General features: G+C 72.8%; 16 protein-coding genes and 1 pseudogene. 10 read left to right on the top strand and 7 right to left on the bottom strand.

The genetic code is table 11. From position 1 onward, the window contains the following. Positions 1-27: 27 nt before the first annotated feature. The 3 genes from ACFWP2_RS19315 to ACFWP2_RS19305 all read left to right on the top strand — a co-directional run bounded on the left by ACFWP2_RS19315 (position 28) and on the right by ACFWP2_RS19305 (position 2,054). Complete coding sequence (locus tag ACFWP2_RS19315) at positions 28-729, top strand: SDR family oxidoreductase (RefSeq protein WP_380452815.1); 702 nt, start codon at positions 28-30, stop codon at positions 727-729. Between the two features lie 91 nt (positions 730-820). Further along, positions 821-1,243, top strand: coding sequence for a tautomerase family protein (locus tag ACFWP2_RS19310; protein ID WP_380452813.1), 423 nt, complete (start codon positions 821-823; stop codon positions 1,241-1,243). A gap of 370 nt (positions 1,244-1,613) precedes the next feature. Beyond that, entirely contained in the window at positions 1,614-2,054 is a 441-nt protein-coding gene (locus tag ACFWP2_RS19305; protein WP_380452811.1) for an iron chaperone, read from the top strand. Between the two features lie 266 nt (positions 2,055-2,320). Here ACFWP2_RS19305 and ACFWP2_RS19300 read toward each other — a convergent pair whose 3' ends face one another. The 3 genes from ACFWP2_RS19300 to ACFWP2_RS19290 all read right to left on the bottom strand — a co-directional run bounded on the left by ACFWP2_RS19300 (position 2,321) and on the right by ACFWP2_RS19290 (position 5,071). Further along, positions 2,321-2,899: a hypothetical protein gene (locus ACFWP2_RS19300; protein ID WP_380452809.1), complete on the bottom strand. Its 579-nt coding sequence runs from the start codon at positions 2,897-2,899 to the stop codon at positions 2,321-2,323. Positions 2,900-3,238: 339 nt separating this feature from the next. Further along, the gene (locus ACFWP2_RS19295) at positions 3,239-4,291 is read right to left on the bottom strand and encodes an alpha/beta hydrolase family protein (protein WP_380452807.1); all 1,053 of its coding nucleotides are present in this window, start codon (positions 4,289-4,291) and stop codon (positions 3,239-3,241) included. Between the two features lie 447 nt (positions 4,292-4,738). After that, positions 4,739-5,071, bottom strand: coding sequence for an ArsR/SmtB family transcription factor (locus ACFWP2_RS19290; protein ID WP_380452805.1), 333 nt, complete (start codon positions 5,069-5,071; stop codon positions 4,739-4,741). A 213-nt stretch (positions 5,072-5,284) separates the two neighbouring features. Here ACFWP2_RS19290 and ACFWP2_RS19285 point away from each other — a divergent pair, with 213 nt between their 5' ends. Further along, positions 5,285-6,472 (top strand): MFS transporter, encoded by a 1,188-nt coding sequence (locus ACFWP2_RS19285; RefSeq protein ID WP_380452803.1) that lies wholly within the window; start codon positions 5,285-5,287, stop codon positions 6,470-6,472. A gap of 302 nt (positions 6,473-6,774) precedes the next feature. Here the strand turns inward: ACFWP2_RS19285 and ACFWP2_RS19280 are convergent, their stop codons facing one another. Next, complete coding sequence (locus tag ACFWP2_RS19280) at positions 6,775-7,227, bottom strand: MerR family transcriptional regulator (RefSeq protein WP_380452801.1); 453 nt, start codon at positions 7,225-7,227, stop codon at positions 6,775-6,777. A gap of 89 nt (positions 7,228-7,316) precedes the next feature. On the opposite strand from ACFWP2_RS19280, the gene ACFWP2_RS19275 reads away from it, so the two are divergent. Together ACFWP2_RS19275 and ACFWP2_RS19270 are read left to right on the top strand one after the other, a co-directional pair. Then, entirely contained in the window at positions 7,317-7,985 is a 669-nt protein-coding gene (locus ACFWP2_RS19275) for a class II aldolase/adducin family protein (RefSeq protein WP_380452799.1), read from the top strand. Further along, complete coding sequence (locus ACFWP2_RS19270) at positions 7,982-8,476, top strand: carboxymuconolactone decarboxylase family protein (RefSeq protein WP_380452797.1); 495 nt, start codon at positions 7,982-7,984, stop codon at positions 8,474-8,476. Before ACFWP2_RS19275 ends, ACFWP2_RS19270 begins: the two co-directional genes overlap by 4 nt. Before the next feature lie 135 nt (positions 8,477-8,611). Here the strand turns inward: ACFWP2_RS19270 and pgm are convergent, their stop codons facing one another. Both pgm and ACFWP2_RS19260 read right to left on the bottom strand, forming a co-directional pair. Beyond that, entirely contained in the window at positions 8,612-10,252 is a 1,641-nt protein-coding gene (gene pgm / locus ACFWP2_RS19265; protein WP_380452795.1) for a phosphoglucomutase (alpha-D-glucose-1,6-bisphosphate-dependent), read from the bottom strand. 164 nt (positions 10,253-10,416) lie between these two features. Then, positions 10,417-10,716, bottom strand: a complete 300-nt coding sequence (locus tag ACFWP2_RS19260) for a YciI family protein (protein WP_380453042.1) — start codon at positions 10,714-10,716, stop codon at positions 10,417-10,419. Positions 10,717-11,163: 447 nt separating this feature from the next. Between ACFWP2_RS19260 and ACFWP2_RS19255 the strand changes: the two are divergent. Then, positions 11,164-11,844: pseudogene (locus tag ACFWP2_RS19255) on the top strand (transposase); the annotation flags it as partial. 130 nt (positions 11,845-11,974) lie between these two features. Here the strand turns inward: ACFWP2_RS19255 and ACFWP2_RS19250 are convergent. Then, on the bottom strand, positions 11,975-12,385 hold the full coding sequence (locus ACFWP2_RS19250; RefSeq protein ID WP_380452793.1) for a VOC family protein: 411 nt from the start codon (positions 12,383-12,385) through the stop codon (positions 11,975-11,977). 479 nt (positions 12,386-12,864) lie between these two features. Here ACFWP2_RS19250 and ACFWP2_RS19245 point away from each other — a divergent pair, with 479 nt between their 5' ends. From ACFWP2_RS19245 to ACFWP2_RS19235, 3 genes are all read left to right on the top strand, one after another. Further along, positions 12,865-13,203, top strand: a complete 339-nt coding sequence (locus ACFWP2_RS19245) for a hypothetical protein (protein WP_380452791.1) — start codon at positions 12,865-12,867, stop codon at positions 13,201-13,203. 63 nt (positions 13,204-13,266) lie between these two features. Beyond that, positions 13,267-14,796 (top strand): FAD-binding protein, encoded by a 1,530-nt coding sequence (locus ACFWP2_RS19240; protein WP_380452789.1) that lies wholly within the window; start codon positions 13,267-13,269, stop codon positions 14,794-14,796. Positions 14,797-15,205: 409 nt separating this feature from the next. After that, on the top strand, positions 15,206-16,171 hold the full coding sequence (locus tag ACFWP2_RS19235) for a hypothetical protein (protein WP_380452787.1): 966 nt from the start codon (positions 15,206-15,208) through the stop codon (positions 16,169-16,171). The last annotated feature ends 168 nt before the right edge of the window (positions 16,172-16,339 follow it).

Here is a 16,339-nt window from a genome sequence, read left to right as displayed (position 1 = left end):
GCCGCCCGAAGAGCGAGGAGATGCACCATGACCGTGATCGAAGGCTCCACCGCCCTGGTCACCGGAGGCCGCCGGGGCCTGGGACGGGCGTTCACCGCGGAACTGCTGGCCCGCGGCGCGCGGAAGGTCTACGCCACCGCCCGGGTCCCCGACACCGCCGGGGACCCGCGGGTGGACGTCCTCGCGCTGGACGTCACCGACGACGCCTCGGTGGCCGCCGCGGCCGCCCGGGCCGACGACGTCGACATCGTCTTCAACAACGCCGGCGTCCTGTACCCGGCACCGCTGCTGACCGGCGACCTCCAGGACGTCCGGGCCACCTTCGAGACCAACGTCCTCGGCCCGCTGCGCGTGGCCCGGGCGTTCGCGCCGGTACTGGCCGCGCGCGGCGGCGGCGCGCTCGTGGACATCCACTCGGTACTGTCCTGGGGCGCGGGCGCCGGCGCCTACGGGGCGTCCAAGGCGGCACTGTGGTCGCTGACCAACTCCCTGCGCCTGGAACTCGCCGGCCAGCGCACCCAGGTCCTCGGCGTGCACCTGGGCTTCGCGGACACCGACATGGTCGCGGCGCTCCCGGTCGGGAAGGTCCCGCCGGCCGAGGTCGCCCGCACCGTGCTGGACGCCCTGGCACGCGGCGACAGCGAGGTACTCGTCGACGACGTCACCCGGGCCCTGAAGGCCGCCCTGTCGGGGCCGGTGGAAAACCTGAACATCCTCGGCACCCACTGAAGCACCCCGACCCCCGGCCCCCGCCCACCGCCCACCGCCCACCCGGACCGTCCGCGAAGCCCCCCGCAACCACCGACCAGGAGGAACCGCCATGCCCCTGTGGCACGTCTACCACCCGCCCGGCGCCTACGACCCCGGCCACAAGCAGCGGCTGTCCGCCGACGTCACCGGGTTCTACACCCGCGTCGGACTGCCGAAGTTCTACGTGATCGTCCTCTTCCACGAGGTCGCCGCCGACTCCTTCCACGTCGGCGGCGAGCCCCACGGGCAGGCCGTGCGCGTCGTGGTCGAACACATCGCCCGCCACACCCAGGACCCACGGCACCGGCGCCACACCCGCGAGACACTCGCCGCCCTCCTCGCACCCCACACCACCGAACGCGGCCTGTACTGCGAACTCCACATCGACGAGACCCCCCAGGACCTGTGGATGATCGACGGCCTCACCCCGCCCCCACCCGACAGCGAAACCGAACGCGCATGGGCCCGCGACAACCGCCCCACCCCCTACTGACCCCTCCCCGCCCCGCCCCGCGGCGCGCCACCCGCGAGGCGGACAACCCGCCACCACGGCAACCCACCCCACACCCCACCACCCACCGCACCCGCAGCACCCGCAGCGCCCGCGCGGGCATCTGACGGCCCGCCATGACGGCCTCCCACCCGCACCACCCACCGCGCCCCCGGCGGGCGGGAGACCCGCCACCACGGCCGCCCACCCCGCACCCCACCACCCGCACCACCCACCGCACCCGCACCACCCACGCCCACACCGCACCCGCCGCACCCGCAGCGCCCGCGCGGGCATCTGACGGCCCGCCTGTTGTCCGTGGCGGGCGCTATGGTCCGTTCCGGGATCGCACGACGGCACGGAGGGGTTCGCCATGGGCAGCAGACACGAGGGGTTCTCCGCCGAGGAGCGGGCCGCGATGAAGGACCACGCACAGGAGCTCAAGAAGGCCGCGCGCAGGGCCTCGCAGGAGGACAAGGCCGCCGAGGCGCTGCGGGACGTGCTCGCGAAGATCGCCGAGATGCCGCAGGAGGACCGGGCGCCGGCCGAGCGGGTCCACGCCGTGGTCACCTCCGCCGCCCCCGCGCTCGCGCCCAGGCTCTGGTACGGGATGCCCGCCTACGCGCTGGAGGGCAAGGTGGTGTGCTTCTTCCAGAGCGCGGAGAAGTTCAAGTCCCGCTACGCCATGCTGGGTTTCAGCGACCAGGCGCAGCTGGACGAGGGACCGATGTGGCCGGCGTACTTCGCGTTGGCGCAGGTCACGGCCGAGGTGGAGGAACGGATCGCCGAGCTGGTGAAGCGCGCGGTCGGCTGAACCGGCCCGGCCAGACCCGGCCAGGCCCGGCCCGGGGCGGCCGGGCCCGGGTGACAGAGCCGGCACCGCGGGACGGGGCGCCGAAGCCGGCACGGCACGGCAGCCCCAGGACGGCCAGGACCGGGCGTCGGACCCGGGCGTCGGCGTACAGGTGAGTGTGCTCAGCCGGTACACGTGAAAGCGCTCATGCTTCGGTTCGATCGGGCGCGGGGTGGCACGTCATCAGGACGCCCAGGACAGTCGTACCGCCTCGATCCCGGGGTCGCTCAGCAGCGCTTCGACGAGAGCCGGGGCCCGGCGACCTTGGTGCCCCACAGGTCGTAGTCGGTGCACAGGACCCATGAGCGGTCCTCCGCCCACAGGTTGGACGGGCTGAAGCCGGCCTCCGGGTTGTCATAGACAATCACGGCATCGCCAAGGCGGCCAGCCCGCACACGGAGGTCGCCGAAGTCGACGGCCGTGACCATCAGCGGGTTGTAGTAGGCCAGGCAGGGAGTGCCCGGACCCGCAGGGCTGTACTCGGTGAGGACGGCGATCAGCCGGTCCCAGGTCCCACGGTCCACGCTCCCCTCCGTGGGCGGAACGATACCCAGCGGCCAACTCCCCTCCTTCTTGACCGAGGGAAAACAACGGTGGAAGGGCAGCCGCCCGTCGGGCACCACCGGATCGCCGATGCGCCCGGCGAGTTCCGCCCAACGCAGCCGCCGCCAACCACGGCCCGGGTGCTCGGCACGGCCCAGCCCGCCACCCGTGACGATACCCGCTTCAAGATCGATACCCGCCAACGCGGCGAGCTGAATGCTCCCGCCCGCCACACACACCTGACGGTACTCGTGGTACGACACCCCGACCGGCCCCTACTCGTGTTCGTACACCGCGTTGAACACCCAAACGGCATCGGGCACCACAGGCAGCATGAACCCACGGAGCCGCCTACGCCGCACAGCTCCAGCAACCAGTCGGTCGCATCGGACGGCGCGAGCGGCCACAGGCCTGACAGCAGGTTCGATTCCTCGGGCATGCGTTCATGATCCCAGTCGCGGCCACGGCCCCCAAGGGACCGGCACCATGCAGCCGCCCCGCCGTGTGGGCACATTCCCGTGTACCTGGCTGGGTACCGGGAGGCGTACCCCGACACCAGGCATCGGGCCCAGGCATCGGGGACGGGGCGTCGGGGGCGGGGTTCAGGCGTCGAAGCGGATCTCGGGCCAGCGGGGTGTGGGGGCGTCCAGCAGGGGGGCGGGGACGGCGCGCAGGTGGAGGCCGAAGTAGGCGGTGAGGTAGGCGCGTTGGGCGGCGACGGCGCGGTGGGGGTCGCCGGTGCCGAGGAAGTGTTCGAGTTGGTCGGCGGGCCAGGCGAAGGCGCTCTGGCCCTGGGGGACGAGGAGTTGGAGGTCGCAGTAGGACAGGTGTCCCGAGCGGGTGAGGGTCAGGCGCCGGCGCCAGCCGGTCAGGTGCGGCCACAGGGTGTCCCACATGGCGTCGCGGGCGGGGCTGTCCCAGGCGGAGGCCATCAGCAGCAGGGGGCGGTCCTGGTCGGCGGTGGCGCCGGTGCCGAACAGGGGGCCGTCCAGGACGGCGCCGGCGCGGATACGCGGGTCCTCGTGCAGGGCCTGGGCGGTGGTCGCACCGCCCATGGAGTGGCCGAACATGCCGACGGCGTCGAGGTCGAGGGCGGCGTGCAGGCCCGCGGGCAGCGGGCCGCTCCCGAGGCGGTCGAGCAGGCAGCGGACGTCGGCGGCACGGTAGGCGACGATCTCGGCGTCGGTCATCGCCTGAACACGGGCCTTGTCGCGCACTACGAGGCGGTGGCCCGGGAATTCGACCTCGCCGGCGTCGTAGGTGTGGTCGACCGCGGCGACGACGTGGCCGTGGGAGGCGAGTTCCTCGGCGAGGGCGGTGTTGAAGGCGCTGTCGGCGCCGGAGCCGTGGGAGTTCAGGACCACGGGGTGGCGCCGGCCGCGGTCGACGGGCGCGTTCGGGCGGGCGTGGGCGGTGGGCCAGGCCAGGCGGGCGTCGGGGACGCCGAAGTAGGCGGCCTGCAGGTGGGCGGTCTCAGCGGGGCTCATCCACGGCGCGTACGGACCGCAGGCACCGGACGCGGCCGGGTACCACAGGCGGGCACGCAGTTCACGCGGACGCGGCACGGGAGCCCAGACGTCGGCGCGGGTGACATCGGTCAGGTACAGCAGGACGGTGCCCACGGGGTGCGGGCCGGTGGGCGCGGGCAGGCTCAACCGCGGCTCCCCCACTGCGCCCGCCGAAGCGCCACCGGCACCTGCCGCGGCATCGGCACCCGAAGCGGTACCCGGCCCGGCATCGGCACGGGCGGGCCCGGCACCGACACCGGCGGCGCCGGCCGCGCCCAGGGCCAGCGCCCCGAGCACGCCGCGGCGGGTGAGCGGACGGCCAGGCGAGCGGCCGGGCGAGCGGCCGGGCGAGCGGCCGGGCCGGTGTGTGGTCATGTGCGACTCCTGCGGCAGGTCGGGCGGCGGCGCGCACGCCCACCGCGGCAACGGTGCACGCACGCCCACCGCGGCGGCGGGGTGCCCGTCCACCGTGCCGACCCGGCCCGCCCGGGCGCGTCCGCCCGCGGCAGGACCCGCCCCGGACGCCGTGCGACCGCAGGCCTACGCCCGCGGCGCCATCCCCGGCGCCCGGCCCCCTAGGGGGCCGACCCGCGCCTACGGCACGGGAGTCGCCGAGGCCGTCAGGATCGCGTCGAGCAGGCCGGGGAAACGGGTGTCGAGGTCGGCGCGGCGCAGGCTGACGAAGCGGTTGCGGCCGGCGACGCGGGTGGTGGTGACGCCGGCCTCGCGCAGCACCCGCATGTGGTGGGAGACGGTCGACTTGTGGAGGTGCTCCAGGCCCAGGCCGCGCGGGTCGCAGGAGTGCTCGCCGCCGTCGGCGTAGCTGAGCAGCAGGGTCATCCGCACGGGGTCGCCGAGGGCGTGCAGGACCGTGACGAGGTCGATGTCGGCGGTGGCGGGCTGGGGAAGCCGATCGTCGTCGCTCATGGCGCACGCTCCTCGGGGCCGCGGGCGGGGAAAGGAATGGTTTGACAATCATCCACCAATCCCCGAGTGTTTGACGAGTGTCAAACTGTTGCACGGATATCCAACAATTCCGTCCGGCAGTCACGCCCGACAATCGCGCCCGCGACCGTGTCCGGCGATCCACCCGTCCGTTCCGTCAGTCCGTCCGCTCCACGCGCCCCGGGGGGCTCTCCCGTGCCCGTACCTCTGCTCCTGCTCGCCCTCGGCACCTTCGCCATGGGCACCGATTCGATGGTCGTCGCCGGCATCCTCGGCCCGATCTCCGCCGACCTGGGGGTGTCGGTGCCGGCCGCCGGCCAGCTGGTCACCGTCTTCGCGCTCGGCTACGCGCTGCTGGCCCCGGTGCTGGCCACCCTCACCGCCCGCTGGCCGCGCCGGCGCCTGCTGCTGACCGCGCTCGCCGTGTTCACCGCGGCCAACGCCCTCAGCGCGCTCGCCCCCACCTACGGGCTGCTGCTGGCCACCCGCGTCCTGGCCGCGGCCGGCGCCGCCCTCTACACGCCGACCGCCAACGCGGCCGCCACCACCCTGGTCGCCCCCGAACGGCGCGGACGGGCACTGGCGACCGTGCTCGGCGGGATGACCGTCGCCACCGCCCTCGGCGTGCCGCTGGGCACCTGGGTGGGACGCACCGACTGGCGGATGACGATGTGGCTGGTCACCGCACTGGGCCTGGCCGCCCTCGCCGGACTCGCCCTGCTGCTGCGCGACCTGCCCGCCCCCGCCGCTGCCCCCACCCTCACCGCACGCCTGGCACCGCTGGCCCGCGGCCGGGTCCTGGGCGCCGCCGCCACCACACTGGTGTTCTTCCTCGCCTTCCAGAGCGTCTACATCTACCTCGCCACCGCCGTCGCGGGCGCCACCGGCGGCGACGCCCACCGGCTCAGCCTGATCCTGCTGACCTGCGGCGTCATGTCGGTGGCCGGCAGCTGGCTGGGCGGCCGCCTGGTCGACCGCCTCGGCGTGCGGCGCGTGCTGCTGACCGGCTCCGCCGTGGCCGTGGCCGCCTTCACCGCCCTGCCGTGGCTGGGACGCACCATGCCCGGCGCCCTCGGCTACGCGACGGTCGTACCACTCGCAGGATGGGCCGTCTCGGTCGCCCTGCCCCACCGCCTCGCATCCATCGACCCCGACAACGCACCCCTGCTGATCTCACTGAACAGCAGCGCCCTGTACCTGGGCACCGCAGCCGGCGGCGCGGCCGGATCCGCCGCCATCGCACTCCTGGGCGAACAATGGTTCCCCTTCGCAGCAGCCGTCCTCGCACTGGCCGCATACACCGTCGCGGCGGCCACCACCCGCGACGAACACCGCACGACGAAGCACCGCACACCACAACCCACACAGCCGACACGCACCTGAGAAACCACCAACCGACCGACCGGGCGACGCCCGGGCCCACACCCCGACACCACCCGACCGGCCACACACAGCCACACCCCACACGAACATCCAGCACCCCCACCCGCCCGGGCAGCGGCCCTGGGACAGCCCAGGGGCAGCCCGGGGGACGGCCCGGCGAAGCCGCCCCACACGGCTCACGGCACCCGAGCCGGCCCGCACTCGCGCTCGGACTCGGACGCCGACCCGGGCACTGGCCCGGGCTCGGGCACTGGCCCGGGCTCGGGCGCCGACCCGGGCTCGGGTTCGAGCTCAGGCTCAGGCTAGGGCTCGGGTTCGGGTTCAGGTTCGGGCTCCTGCCACTGCGCCATCTGCCGACGGAACTTGGGGCATTCGACGATGTCCTCCTCGCCGCACCCGAGGGCATGGGTCAGAAGCTCGTGGGCGTGGTCGAGATCGACCCTGCGCCGGCGGATCTCGGCGATCTTGGCGCGGATCACCGTCTCCCGACGCGGCTGCTCCCGCTGGAACTCCCTGATCTCCTCCAGACTCAGCCCGGCCTGCTGGAACGTGCGCAGCACCGTGATCCGCTCGGCGGCCCCGGGCGGGTAGCGCCGCTGCCCGCTCTCGCGCTCGGGTACGGGCAGCAGGCCGTGGCGCTCCCAGTAGCGGATGGCCGAGGCGGGCACCCCGGTGATCTCGGCGAGTCGGCCGATCGTCATGCGCACGTCGTGCTGCTCCCGCTCCTCGTCGGCCCGGGCGTCCGAACCGGGCATTTGACTTGAACCTTAGTTCAAGCCGGAGAGTGGTCGGCACGTGGACGGCGGCGAACGAGAGCCGCCGGCAGCACACTTGGAGACACGTCATGAGCGACATGGACGACATCCGCGCACAACGGGCCGGCGAGCTGGTCCAAGCCGCGCGGGAACTCTTCGCGGCCGGGGTGATGTCCCACTCGGGACACGCCAACCTGAGCGCCAGGCTCGACGGCGAGCGCCTCCTGCTGACACCGGGGTTCGTACGCCACCTGGAGCCCGGACAGCTGGCGACCGTCGGCTTCGACGGACGGGTCCTGGAAGGCGAACTGCGCTCCGTCAGCGCCGAGATCACCGCCATGCACAGCGCCGTGTACCAGGCCCGCCCCCACACGGGCGCGATCATCCACACCCACTCCCCCGCCGCGACCGCCTTCGCCGTCGCCCACCGGCCGCTGCCCTGCCGCACGGAACCGATGCTGCGCTTCGGACAGGCCGAGGACGTCCCCGTGGTCCCCTGGGGACCACGCGGATCGGACGCATCGGTACGCGGCATCACCGACGTACTGCACCGACGCCCCACGACCTCCGCCGTCCTGCTCGCCAACCACGGCCTCCTGGTGTTCGGCCCCGACCCCGCGGCCACCGCCCACCTCGTAGTGGCGATCGAGGAAAGCGCCGAAGCCGAAATCGCCGCCACCGCGATCGGCGGAGCCGTGGACTTCCCCCCAGGCGCCCAAGAAGCCGTACGCGCCGCGATCGCACAGGCCGCGTCATGACCCACCACACCCCCCACACCCCCGACGCCCCCGGCATGACCGACGACGCCGTTGACGCTCTCGACGCCCGTGCGGAAGCCGTCCGCGAGCGCTACCGCGCCACCCTCGCCGACGTTCCCGCCGGCGTGCAGGAACGGCTGCGCCTGGCACGGCAGTTCGGCCGCCTGCCCACCGAGGAGGCCATCGCACAGCTGCGCCACATCGTGCTGACCGACAGCCCGCTCGGAGCACGGGTGCAGCAGCTCGTCCACTTCGGGCAGCTGCTGGCCCTCGGCCGCGAGCACCCCGCCCGCATCCACGCCCGCGGCGCCCTCCACGCCGGAGCCACCCTCGCCGACCTCGTCGGCGTCACCGAGACCGCACTCATCACCGCGGGCGTGCCCGCCTACGCACTCGGCACCGACATCATCGCCGAACTCCTGCCCCACACCGACAGCGACGACAGCGACGGCGACGGCGACGGCGACGAGCGGGCCAGGGACGACACCTGAACAAGACACCCGAGCACGACCCCCCGGGCAGGACGCCCCGGAAAACGGCGCGGTCCCGGCCCCGACGGAAGCCGGGCTGGGACCACACCCGCACCGCGACCGGACCGGGCCGCGCCCCGGCCGCCGGCGCCGGGTTCAGCCCCGCAGGACCTCGCCGACCAGCGCGCGCGCCTCCTCCTGGACCCGGGCCAGGTGCTCGTCACCGCGGAAGGACTCGGCATAGATCTTGTAGACGTCCTCGGTACCCGAGGGACGGGCGGCGAACCAGGCGTTCTCCGTACAGACCTTGATACCGCCGATACGCGCACCGTTGCCCGGGGCCTCGGCCAGGACCGCGGTGATCTCCTCCCCCGCAATCTCACCGGCACCGACCCGCTCCGGAGACAACCGGGCCAGACGCGCCTTCTGCTCCCGATCCGCCGGAGCATCCACACGCGCGTACGACGGCGCACCATGGCGCCCGGTCAGCTCCCGGTAATGGGCACTGGGAGTCGCCCCGGTGACAGCGGTGATCTCGGAAGCCAGCAGCGCCAGCAGGATGCCGTCCTTGTCGGTCGTCCACACCCCCCCGTCCCGGCGCAGGAACGACGCCCCGGCACTCTCCTCCCCACCGAAACCGATCGACCCCTCCAACAGACCGTCGACGAACCACTTGAAACCGACCGGGACCTCCACCAGCGGACGGCCGAGGTCGGCGGCGACGCGGTCGATCATCGAGGAGGACACCAGCGTCTTGCCGATACCCGCATCACCGGGCCAGTCGCCGCGGTGCCGGTACAGGTAGTCGACAGCCACCGCCAGATAATGATTCGGGTTCATCAGACCGCCGTCGGGAGTGACGATCCCGTGCCGGTCGGCATCCGCGTCGTTGCCCGTGGCGATCGCGTACTCGTCCTTGCGACCGATCAACGAAGCCATCGCAGCCGGCGACGAACAATCCATACGGATCTTCCCGTCCCAGTCCAACGTCATGAACCGCCACGTCGGATCGGTCACCGGATTGACGACCGTCACATCCAGACCATGGACCTCCGCGATACGCCCCCAATACGCCACCGACGCACCACCCAACGGATCCGCACCGATACGCAGACCCGCCCCACGCACCGCATCCAGATCCAGAACCGACGGCAGATCCTCGACATAAGCCGTCAGATAGTCATAACGCCCCGTCGTGGCCGCCGCCAACGCCCGCGCATACGGAACCCTCTTCACACCCCGCAGGCCCTCGCGGATCAGCTCGTTCGCACGGTCCTGGATCCAACCGGTGGCCTGGGAGCCGGCCGGACCACCACTCGGCGGGTTGTACTTGAAACCCCCGTCACGCGGCGGATTGTGCGACGGCGTGACCACGATCCCGTCAGCCAACGCCCGAGGACTACGCCGATTGTGCGCCAGAATCGCATGCGACACCGCCGGCGTCGGCGTGTAACCATCAGCGGCATCGACCAACACCCGCACACCATTGGCAGCCAACACCTCCAAAGCCGTCGCCCGCGCCGGCTCCGACAACGCATGCGTATCCACACCCAGGAACAACGGCCCCCCCACGCCCTGCTCCGCCCGATACTCACAGATCGCCTGCGTCGTCGCCGCGATGTGATCCTCGTTGAAAGCCCCGTCCAACGACGAACCCCGATGCCCCGACGTCCCGAACGCCACCCGCTGCCCCGGCTCCTGAGGATCCGGACTCAACGCGTAGTACGCCGTCACCAACCGCGCCACATCCACCAGATCACCCGGCTCCGCCAGCAACCCAGCCCGTGCGTGTGCCATCCGTCTTCTCCCGCCGAAAGTCAGAACCCGCGAAACACCCTCACACCGCTCACCGATCGTAACCACAACACAACCCCACCCCGAACCACCCCAGGCACCACGAACCGACGCCCCCGGACCGGGAACCGACGCCCACGGACGGGCCCGGACGGGGCCGGGAGCCGTCAGGCGGGCAACTGCCGGCGGTGGGCCGCCAGCTCCGGGCCCGTGGTCGTCGCGACGAACTCCGTCACCCGGTACTCGGTCAACCCCGCCCGCACGAACGGGTCAGTGGCCACCAACGCCTCGACACCGGCCCGGTCCTCCCCCACCGCGAGGATCACCCCGCCGTCACGCGGCACCTTGCGGCCCGAGGCGAGGAAGGTACCCGCCGCATAGTGCTCCTCCAGCCACGCGATGTGCTGCGGCAACACGGCATCGATCGACTCCAGACCGGCGGTGTACGTCAACTCCAGTACGAACATGGCAACCAGGCTAACCCCCACTACCCGCCCGACCCCGGCGGGCCTTGACCCTCCCACGCCGCCCGACCGTCCCTGGCGGGCCCCGACCAGGAGCCCGGCGTGGTCACGCACCGGCATGTCCTCCAGGCGCAGCCGCTTGCCGACGGCGAGCGCGAGGTTGCGCGGGGCGGCCAGCGCGGCGGTGTCGTCGTCCGGCGATCGCACCGCAGAAGACTCCGACCGGGCCCCGCCCGGAGGGTGTAGGCCCCGTCCTGCCGGCCCGGGCAAGGCTGCGGTAGGACGCGGCACACCCGACTCGCGCCGTGCCCCGCACCGCCGCACGCCCGCAGACTCGTGCGCATCCCGTTGCACGCCCCGCGCCGGGCGCCCCGCCCGGGGCGCCCGGCGCGCACGGCGTGCTGCCCGCGGACGGCAGGAGAGCGACGAACCACGAAAGGGGGCGGGCCGATGTGCGTACACGAGGAAACGGTGCCGAAGGCACGGGTGCGGCTGCCGAGCCACAACGAGCGGATCCTGCACGGCGAACAGGACCTGCGGGTGCACCGCACGCTGTTCACCGCCGGCCCGGCCGCCCACGCCCACACGCTGGCGATCGTCCTGCGGCAGGCCGCCGAGGGGCCGCGGGCGGCCCGCCTGCCCGAGGCGCGGCGGGCCCTGCCCGAGCAGGCCCGCACCACCGGCGCGCACATCCCCTCCCACACCCCCGCCCACCAGGCACGGACGCGGGAGCACCCGACGGCCGAACCGCACCCCCTCGAACAGCAGATCGGCCGTGCCGCGCGAGGACAAGAAGGGCCGACGCGTGAACGTCCTCGGGGCGCTGTGCGTGGGAGCGCACTCCGATCCGGTCTGGAAGAGGACCTGCGGCAAGATCGACGCGGTCATGCTGCTGGAGTCCGTGTGGACGAGCCCGGCCCGCCTGCCCGGCGGGGCAGCCGCACCGGACAGGCCTCCCACGGGCTTCACACGGGAACGGCCGAGTGCACGGTCGTCCTGGACAACGCCTCCGCACACGTGGCCCGGGTCTTCAAGGGGCGCCGCGAGGAACTGGCCTCCATCGGCGTCGAACTCTTCCGCCTCCCGCCTCGCAGCCCCGAGCTGAACGACATCGAGCGGGTGTGGCGCTCGGCGAAGTACGAGGACTACCCCGAGCGTGTCCACACCACCGCTGAAGCGGTCGGCACCGCAGTCGACCGAGCCCTGAAACCGTCAACGGACACGCATCAGGGGATCAGCAGCCGACTCCACCAGGGCCGCGTCAGTCGCGCTTGGGCCAGATCGGGCCCTGGTCGGTCCAGACGACGCCCTTGTTGCGGCACAGGCAGAAGGGGTGGCCGATCGGGTCGGTGTAGACCTGCCAGCCGTAGCCGTTGGGGCCGATGAAGTCCTGCCTCAGCGTCGCACCGAGGTCGAGGACGCGGCGCTGCTCGGACTCGATCTCGTCCACTTCGAAGTCGAGGTGGAACTGCTTGGGATGCTCGCTGTCGGGCCACTGCGGAGCGCGGTAGTCGTCCACCCGGATGAATGCCAGCTCGATCTCGCCGAACTGGATGCCGGCCCAGTCCTCGGAACTGCCTTCCTTGACCGGACGGCCCGTCACCTCGGAGTAGAAAGCCGCCAGCTTCATCGTGTCCGGGCAGTCGATAATGAAATCGGTGAGTCGCAGCATCCCGTGATCTTGCCACACGCTCACACCCGACTTCGAGACAGGCCCTGAGCAGTTCCGCCGAGGTGCGGGAACAGAGAGTTCCTGGGGGCTTCGCCCCCAGACCCCGCTCACCAGGGGCAGCCAGGCTCGTACCGCAGGTACGGATCAGCAACGGACCTCGGCGCAACCGCTCAGCCCCCACCACCCGACCAACCCCAACCGGCGCCGGCTTGCCCCGGCCCGATCCCGGCGGGCCCCGGCCCGGTTCCGACCGGGCCCCGGCCGCAGGGTGCCGACCCCCATCCTGCCAGCTCAGACAAGGTTGCGGTAGGACACAGCACACCTCTCTTCCGCCTTGCCGCGCACCGCCGCACGCCCGCAGACTCGTGCACATCCCGTTCCGCGCCCCGCGCCGGACGCCCCGCCCGGGGCGCCCGGCGCGCACGGCGTGCTGCCCGCGGACGGGAGAAGAGCGACGAACGACGAAGGGGGACGGGTCGATGCGCGTACACGAGGACATGGTGCTGAAGGCACGGGTGCGGCTGCTGAGCCACAACGAGCGGATCCTGCACGGCGAGGAGGGCCTGTGGGTGTACCGCACACTGTTCACCGTCAGCCCGGCCGCCCACGCCTACAAGCTGGCGTTCGTCCTGCGGGAGGCCGCCGAGGGGCCGCGGGTGGCCCGCCTGCCCGAGGCGCGGCGGGCCCTGCTGGAGGAGGCCCGCGCCGCCTGCGCGCACATCCCCTCCCAGGCCCCCGCCCACCAGGTGAGGATGTGGGAGTACCCGATGGCCGAACTGCGCCGCGTCGAGCAGCAGATCGGCGGTGCACGGCAGTAGGTGATCACCCGATAGTTGCGGTACAACAATCCCTATTTGACGACCGATCGGAGAACTTCTGATATGAGCAGACCAGGACTGTCGCGCCGCTCCCTCCTCACCTCGGCCGGCGCCGGGGCCCTCACCACCGTCATCGGCTGGAACACCGCCACCGCCGCCTGGGCCACCGAACCCGACACCCCCACCGGCACCGCCGGCGGCTCCTCGGGCGCCGACATCGCCCGGCTGCCCGCCCTCGACGGCACCGTGACCCTCCACGGCGAAGGCCTGGAACGCTTCTCCGGCGACTTCGGACACCTCGTCACCACCCCGCCCCGGGCGGTACTGCGCCCCGGCTCGGTACGCGACGTACAACAGCTCGTCGCCTTCGCCCGCCGCCACCACATCCCCGTCGCCGTCAACGGGCAGAGCGGCGACCTCGCGCAACTCGGCGAGGCCGCCCTGGAGTCCCACTCCAGCTACGGCCAGGCCAACCCCCGCGGCGGCGTCGCCATCGACGCCCGCGGCCTGTCCAGGATCCTCTCCCTGCACCCCGGACGCGCCGTCGTCGAAGCCGGGGCCACCTGGGCGCAGGTGACCGAGGCGGGCCTGGCGGCCGGCTGGGTACCGCCGGTACTCACCGACTACCTCCACCTGTCGGTGGGCGGCACCCTGAGCGTCGGCGGCATCGGCGGCGGCGTCCAACGCCACGGCATGCAGGTCGACAACGTCCTGGAACTCGACGTCGTGACCGGCACCGGCGAACTGCTCACCGCCTCCCCCACCCGCAACCGGGACCTGTTCGAAGCGGTCCTGGCCGGCGGCGGCCAGGCCGGCATCATCGTGCGCGTCACCCTCGCCCTCCACCCCGTGCGCGAACGCGCCCACGTCTTCTCGCTGTACTACGACGACCTCGACACCTACCTCACCGACCAGGAGAAGGTACTGGCCCGGCGCCGCTTCGACCTCCAGGTCGGCGACGTGGTGCGCAGCGAGGACGGTTCACGCTGGCGCTACAAGGCCGAACTCGTCGCATTCACCGACACCGGGCAGACCGTGGACCAGGCGGCACTACTGGCGGGACTCACGCCGGCGGACGTCCAGGTGGTCGAGCAGAGCTGGCGCGAGTACGCCTACCGGGTGGACGGCTTCTCCGCATACCTGCGCGCCGCCGGATACTGGGCACTGCCCAAACCGTGGCTCAGCGTCTTCCTGCCCGCGACCACCACCCGGACATTCATGGCACGAGCCGCCGAGATACTGACCGCGGACGACCTGGGAGCGGGCCTGCTCCTGTTCTACCCCTACCTGCGCTCCAAGGTCCGGGCACCGCTCGCGGTACTGCCCGAACAGGAAATCGGCTGGCACTTCGACCTGCTGGCGTTCCCGGGGCCGGGGGCGGACACGGCGGCCATGCTGCAACGCAACCGGGTGCTGTACGACCTGGCGGTGGAGCTGGGCGGCAAACGCTACCTGATCGGAGCGGTGCCGGGGATGACACACACCGACTGGCAACACCACTACGGACAACTCTGGCAGCGGGTGGTGGCGGCCAAGCGGCGCTGGGACCCGGCGGGGATCCTCACGCCGGGGCAGGGCATCCACGCGTCCTGACGTGTGGTCGGGCCGCCCGCCGGCCGCGGGCGGCCCGACAGGCGGGCGGCGGGGGTGCCGGCAGGGGGCCGCCCAGGAGGGTGCCGACAGGGCGGCGCCCGGTGGGAGTGTCGGGGTCCGGTCAGTCGTCGTCACCCACACCAACAGAGCCGACGCCGACGCCGCCCCCGTTGACGGCGCCCGTGTTAAGGCGGGCGGCCCGCAGGGCCGGGCCGCCGTGTTGCGAAGACCCAGGGGTCGTCCGGGTGTCGAGGGATGGCCCGTGCGCCCCGCAGCGCCACGGGCGGCACCCCCACGGACCGCCCGAACTCCCCCGACCAAGCGGTGAGTTCGGGCACGGGCGGGCGGAGGCCGACGGGCAGGCGCGGGCCGGGCGGGGCGGGCGGGGCGGGTTCGGTAGCCTGCGGGGATGGTCTCCTCTCCCCGTGCCGTCCGGCCCGTCACCCGGCTCGTCGACGGGCTCGTCCGCGCCTACCTCCCGCACCCCGACGCCGTGGGTGTGCTGTCGCCGGCGGTGACCTTCCGGCCGCCGCCGGACGACGACGTCGTCAGCCACACCGCCGCCACCGACCTGCGCCACGCCTACTGCACCACCCTGGACGCGGCGCTGTGCGTGACGGCGGACGGCACGCTGCTGTGGCGCTCGCCGTTCGAACCGCCGGCAAACGAGGTCTTCGGGCACCGGCCCGGCTGTGAACTGTCCACGGACGGACAGGTGTTGTGGGTCTACCGGCCCGACGCCATGGCGGGCCGGGGCCGCCCGGACCAGTGGATCGCCCTGGACGCGGCGACCGGCGAGGTCCTCGCCCGGGCCGACCTGGAGACGGTCGGCCACGGCGGCGTGCAGCTGGCCCACCCGGCCGGCGCCCAGATGCTCCTCAACGTGGGCGAGGGACAGGACGGCAGCGTCGTCCACCGCGCGTCGGTGACCGGCGGGCGGATCGAACTCGTCACCTACCCGTGGGACGACCGGTGCCTGATCGACCTGTCACCCGACGGCCACCGGTTCCTGACCGTCGACCACGCGCAGAACGACCTCGCCGTCCACGCCTTCCCCGGCGGCGAGGTACTGTTCACCCTCACCGCCGCCGACTTCGGGCACGACCCGGACACCGTCTTCCTGGAGTGGAGCGGCGGCCACCTGACCGAGGACACCCTCCTCGCCACCCTCGTCGGCCAGGACGAGGACGAGGAGGACTGGTTCCGCCACTACCTCCTCGACGCCCGCACCGGCCACGTCCACGGCGAGTTCGACACCCGCACCACGGACCCCTACGACCTCCACCCGCTCGGCGACGGCTCCTGGCTCACCACCGGCCCCGGCGGCCACCCCGTACGCCACACCGACTCCCCATACCCCGGCGCGACTTCGTGATCCATCCCGTTGAGGGACTGGCGAGTCGCCACCGGTAGCAGCTGCGGCAGGCGGTTGCCCGGTGGTGTCAGCGCCAGTTCGACCGGTGCAACAGCCTGCGGGGGCAGCTGTCCGTCGGGTTCGGCAGAGCGACGAGCAGCCGGCGGATCTTCGGGACGGCCAGGTCGA

This window comes from Kitasatospora sp. NPDC058444 (assembly GCF_042721415.1).
Lineage (GTDB): Bacteria > Actinomycetota > Actinomycetes > Streptomycetales > Streptomycetaceae > Kitasatospora.
This window is presented reverse-complemented; position numbering and strand designations above follow the sequence as displayed.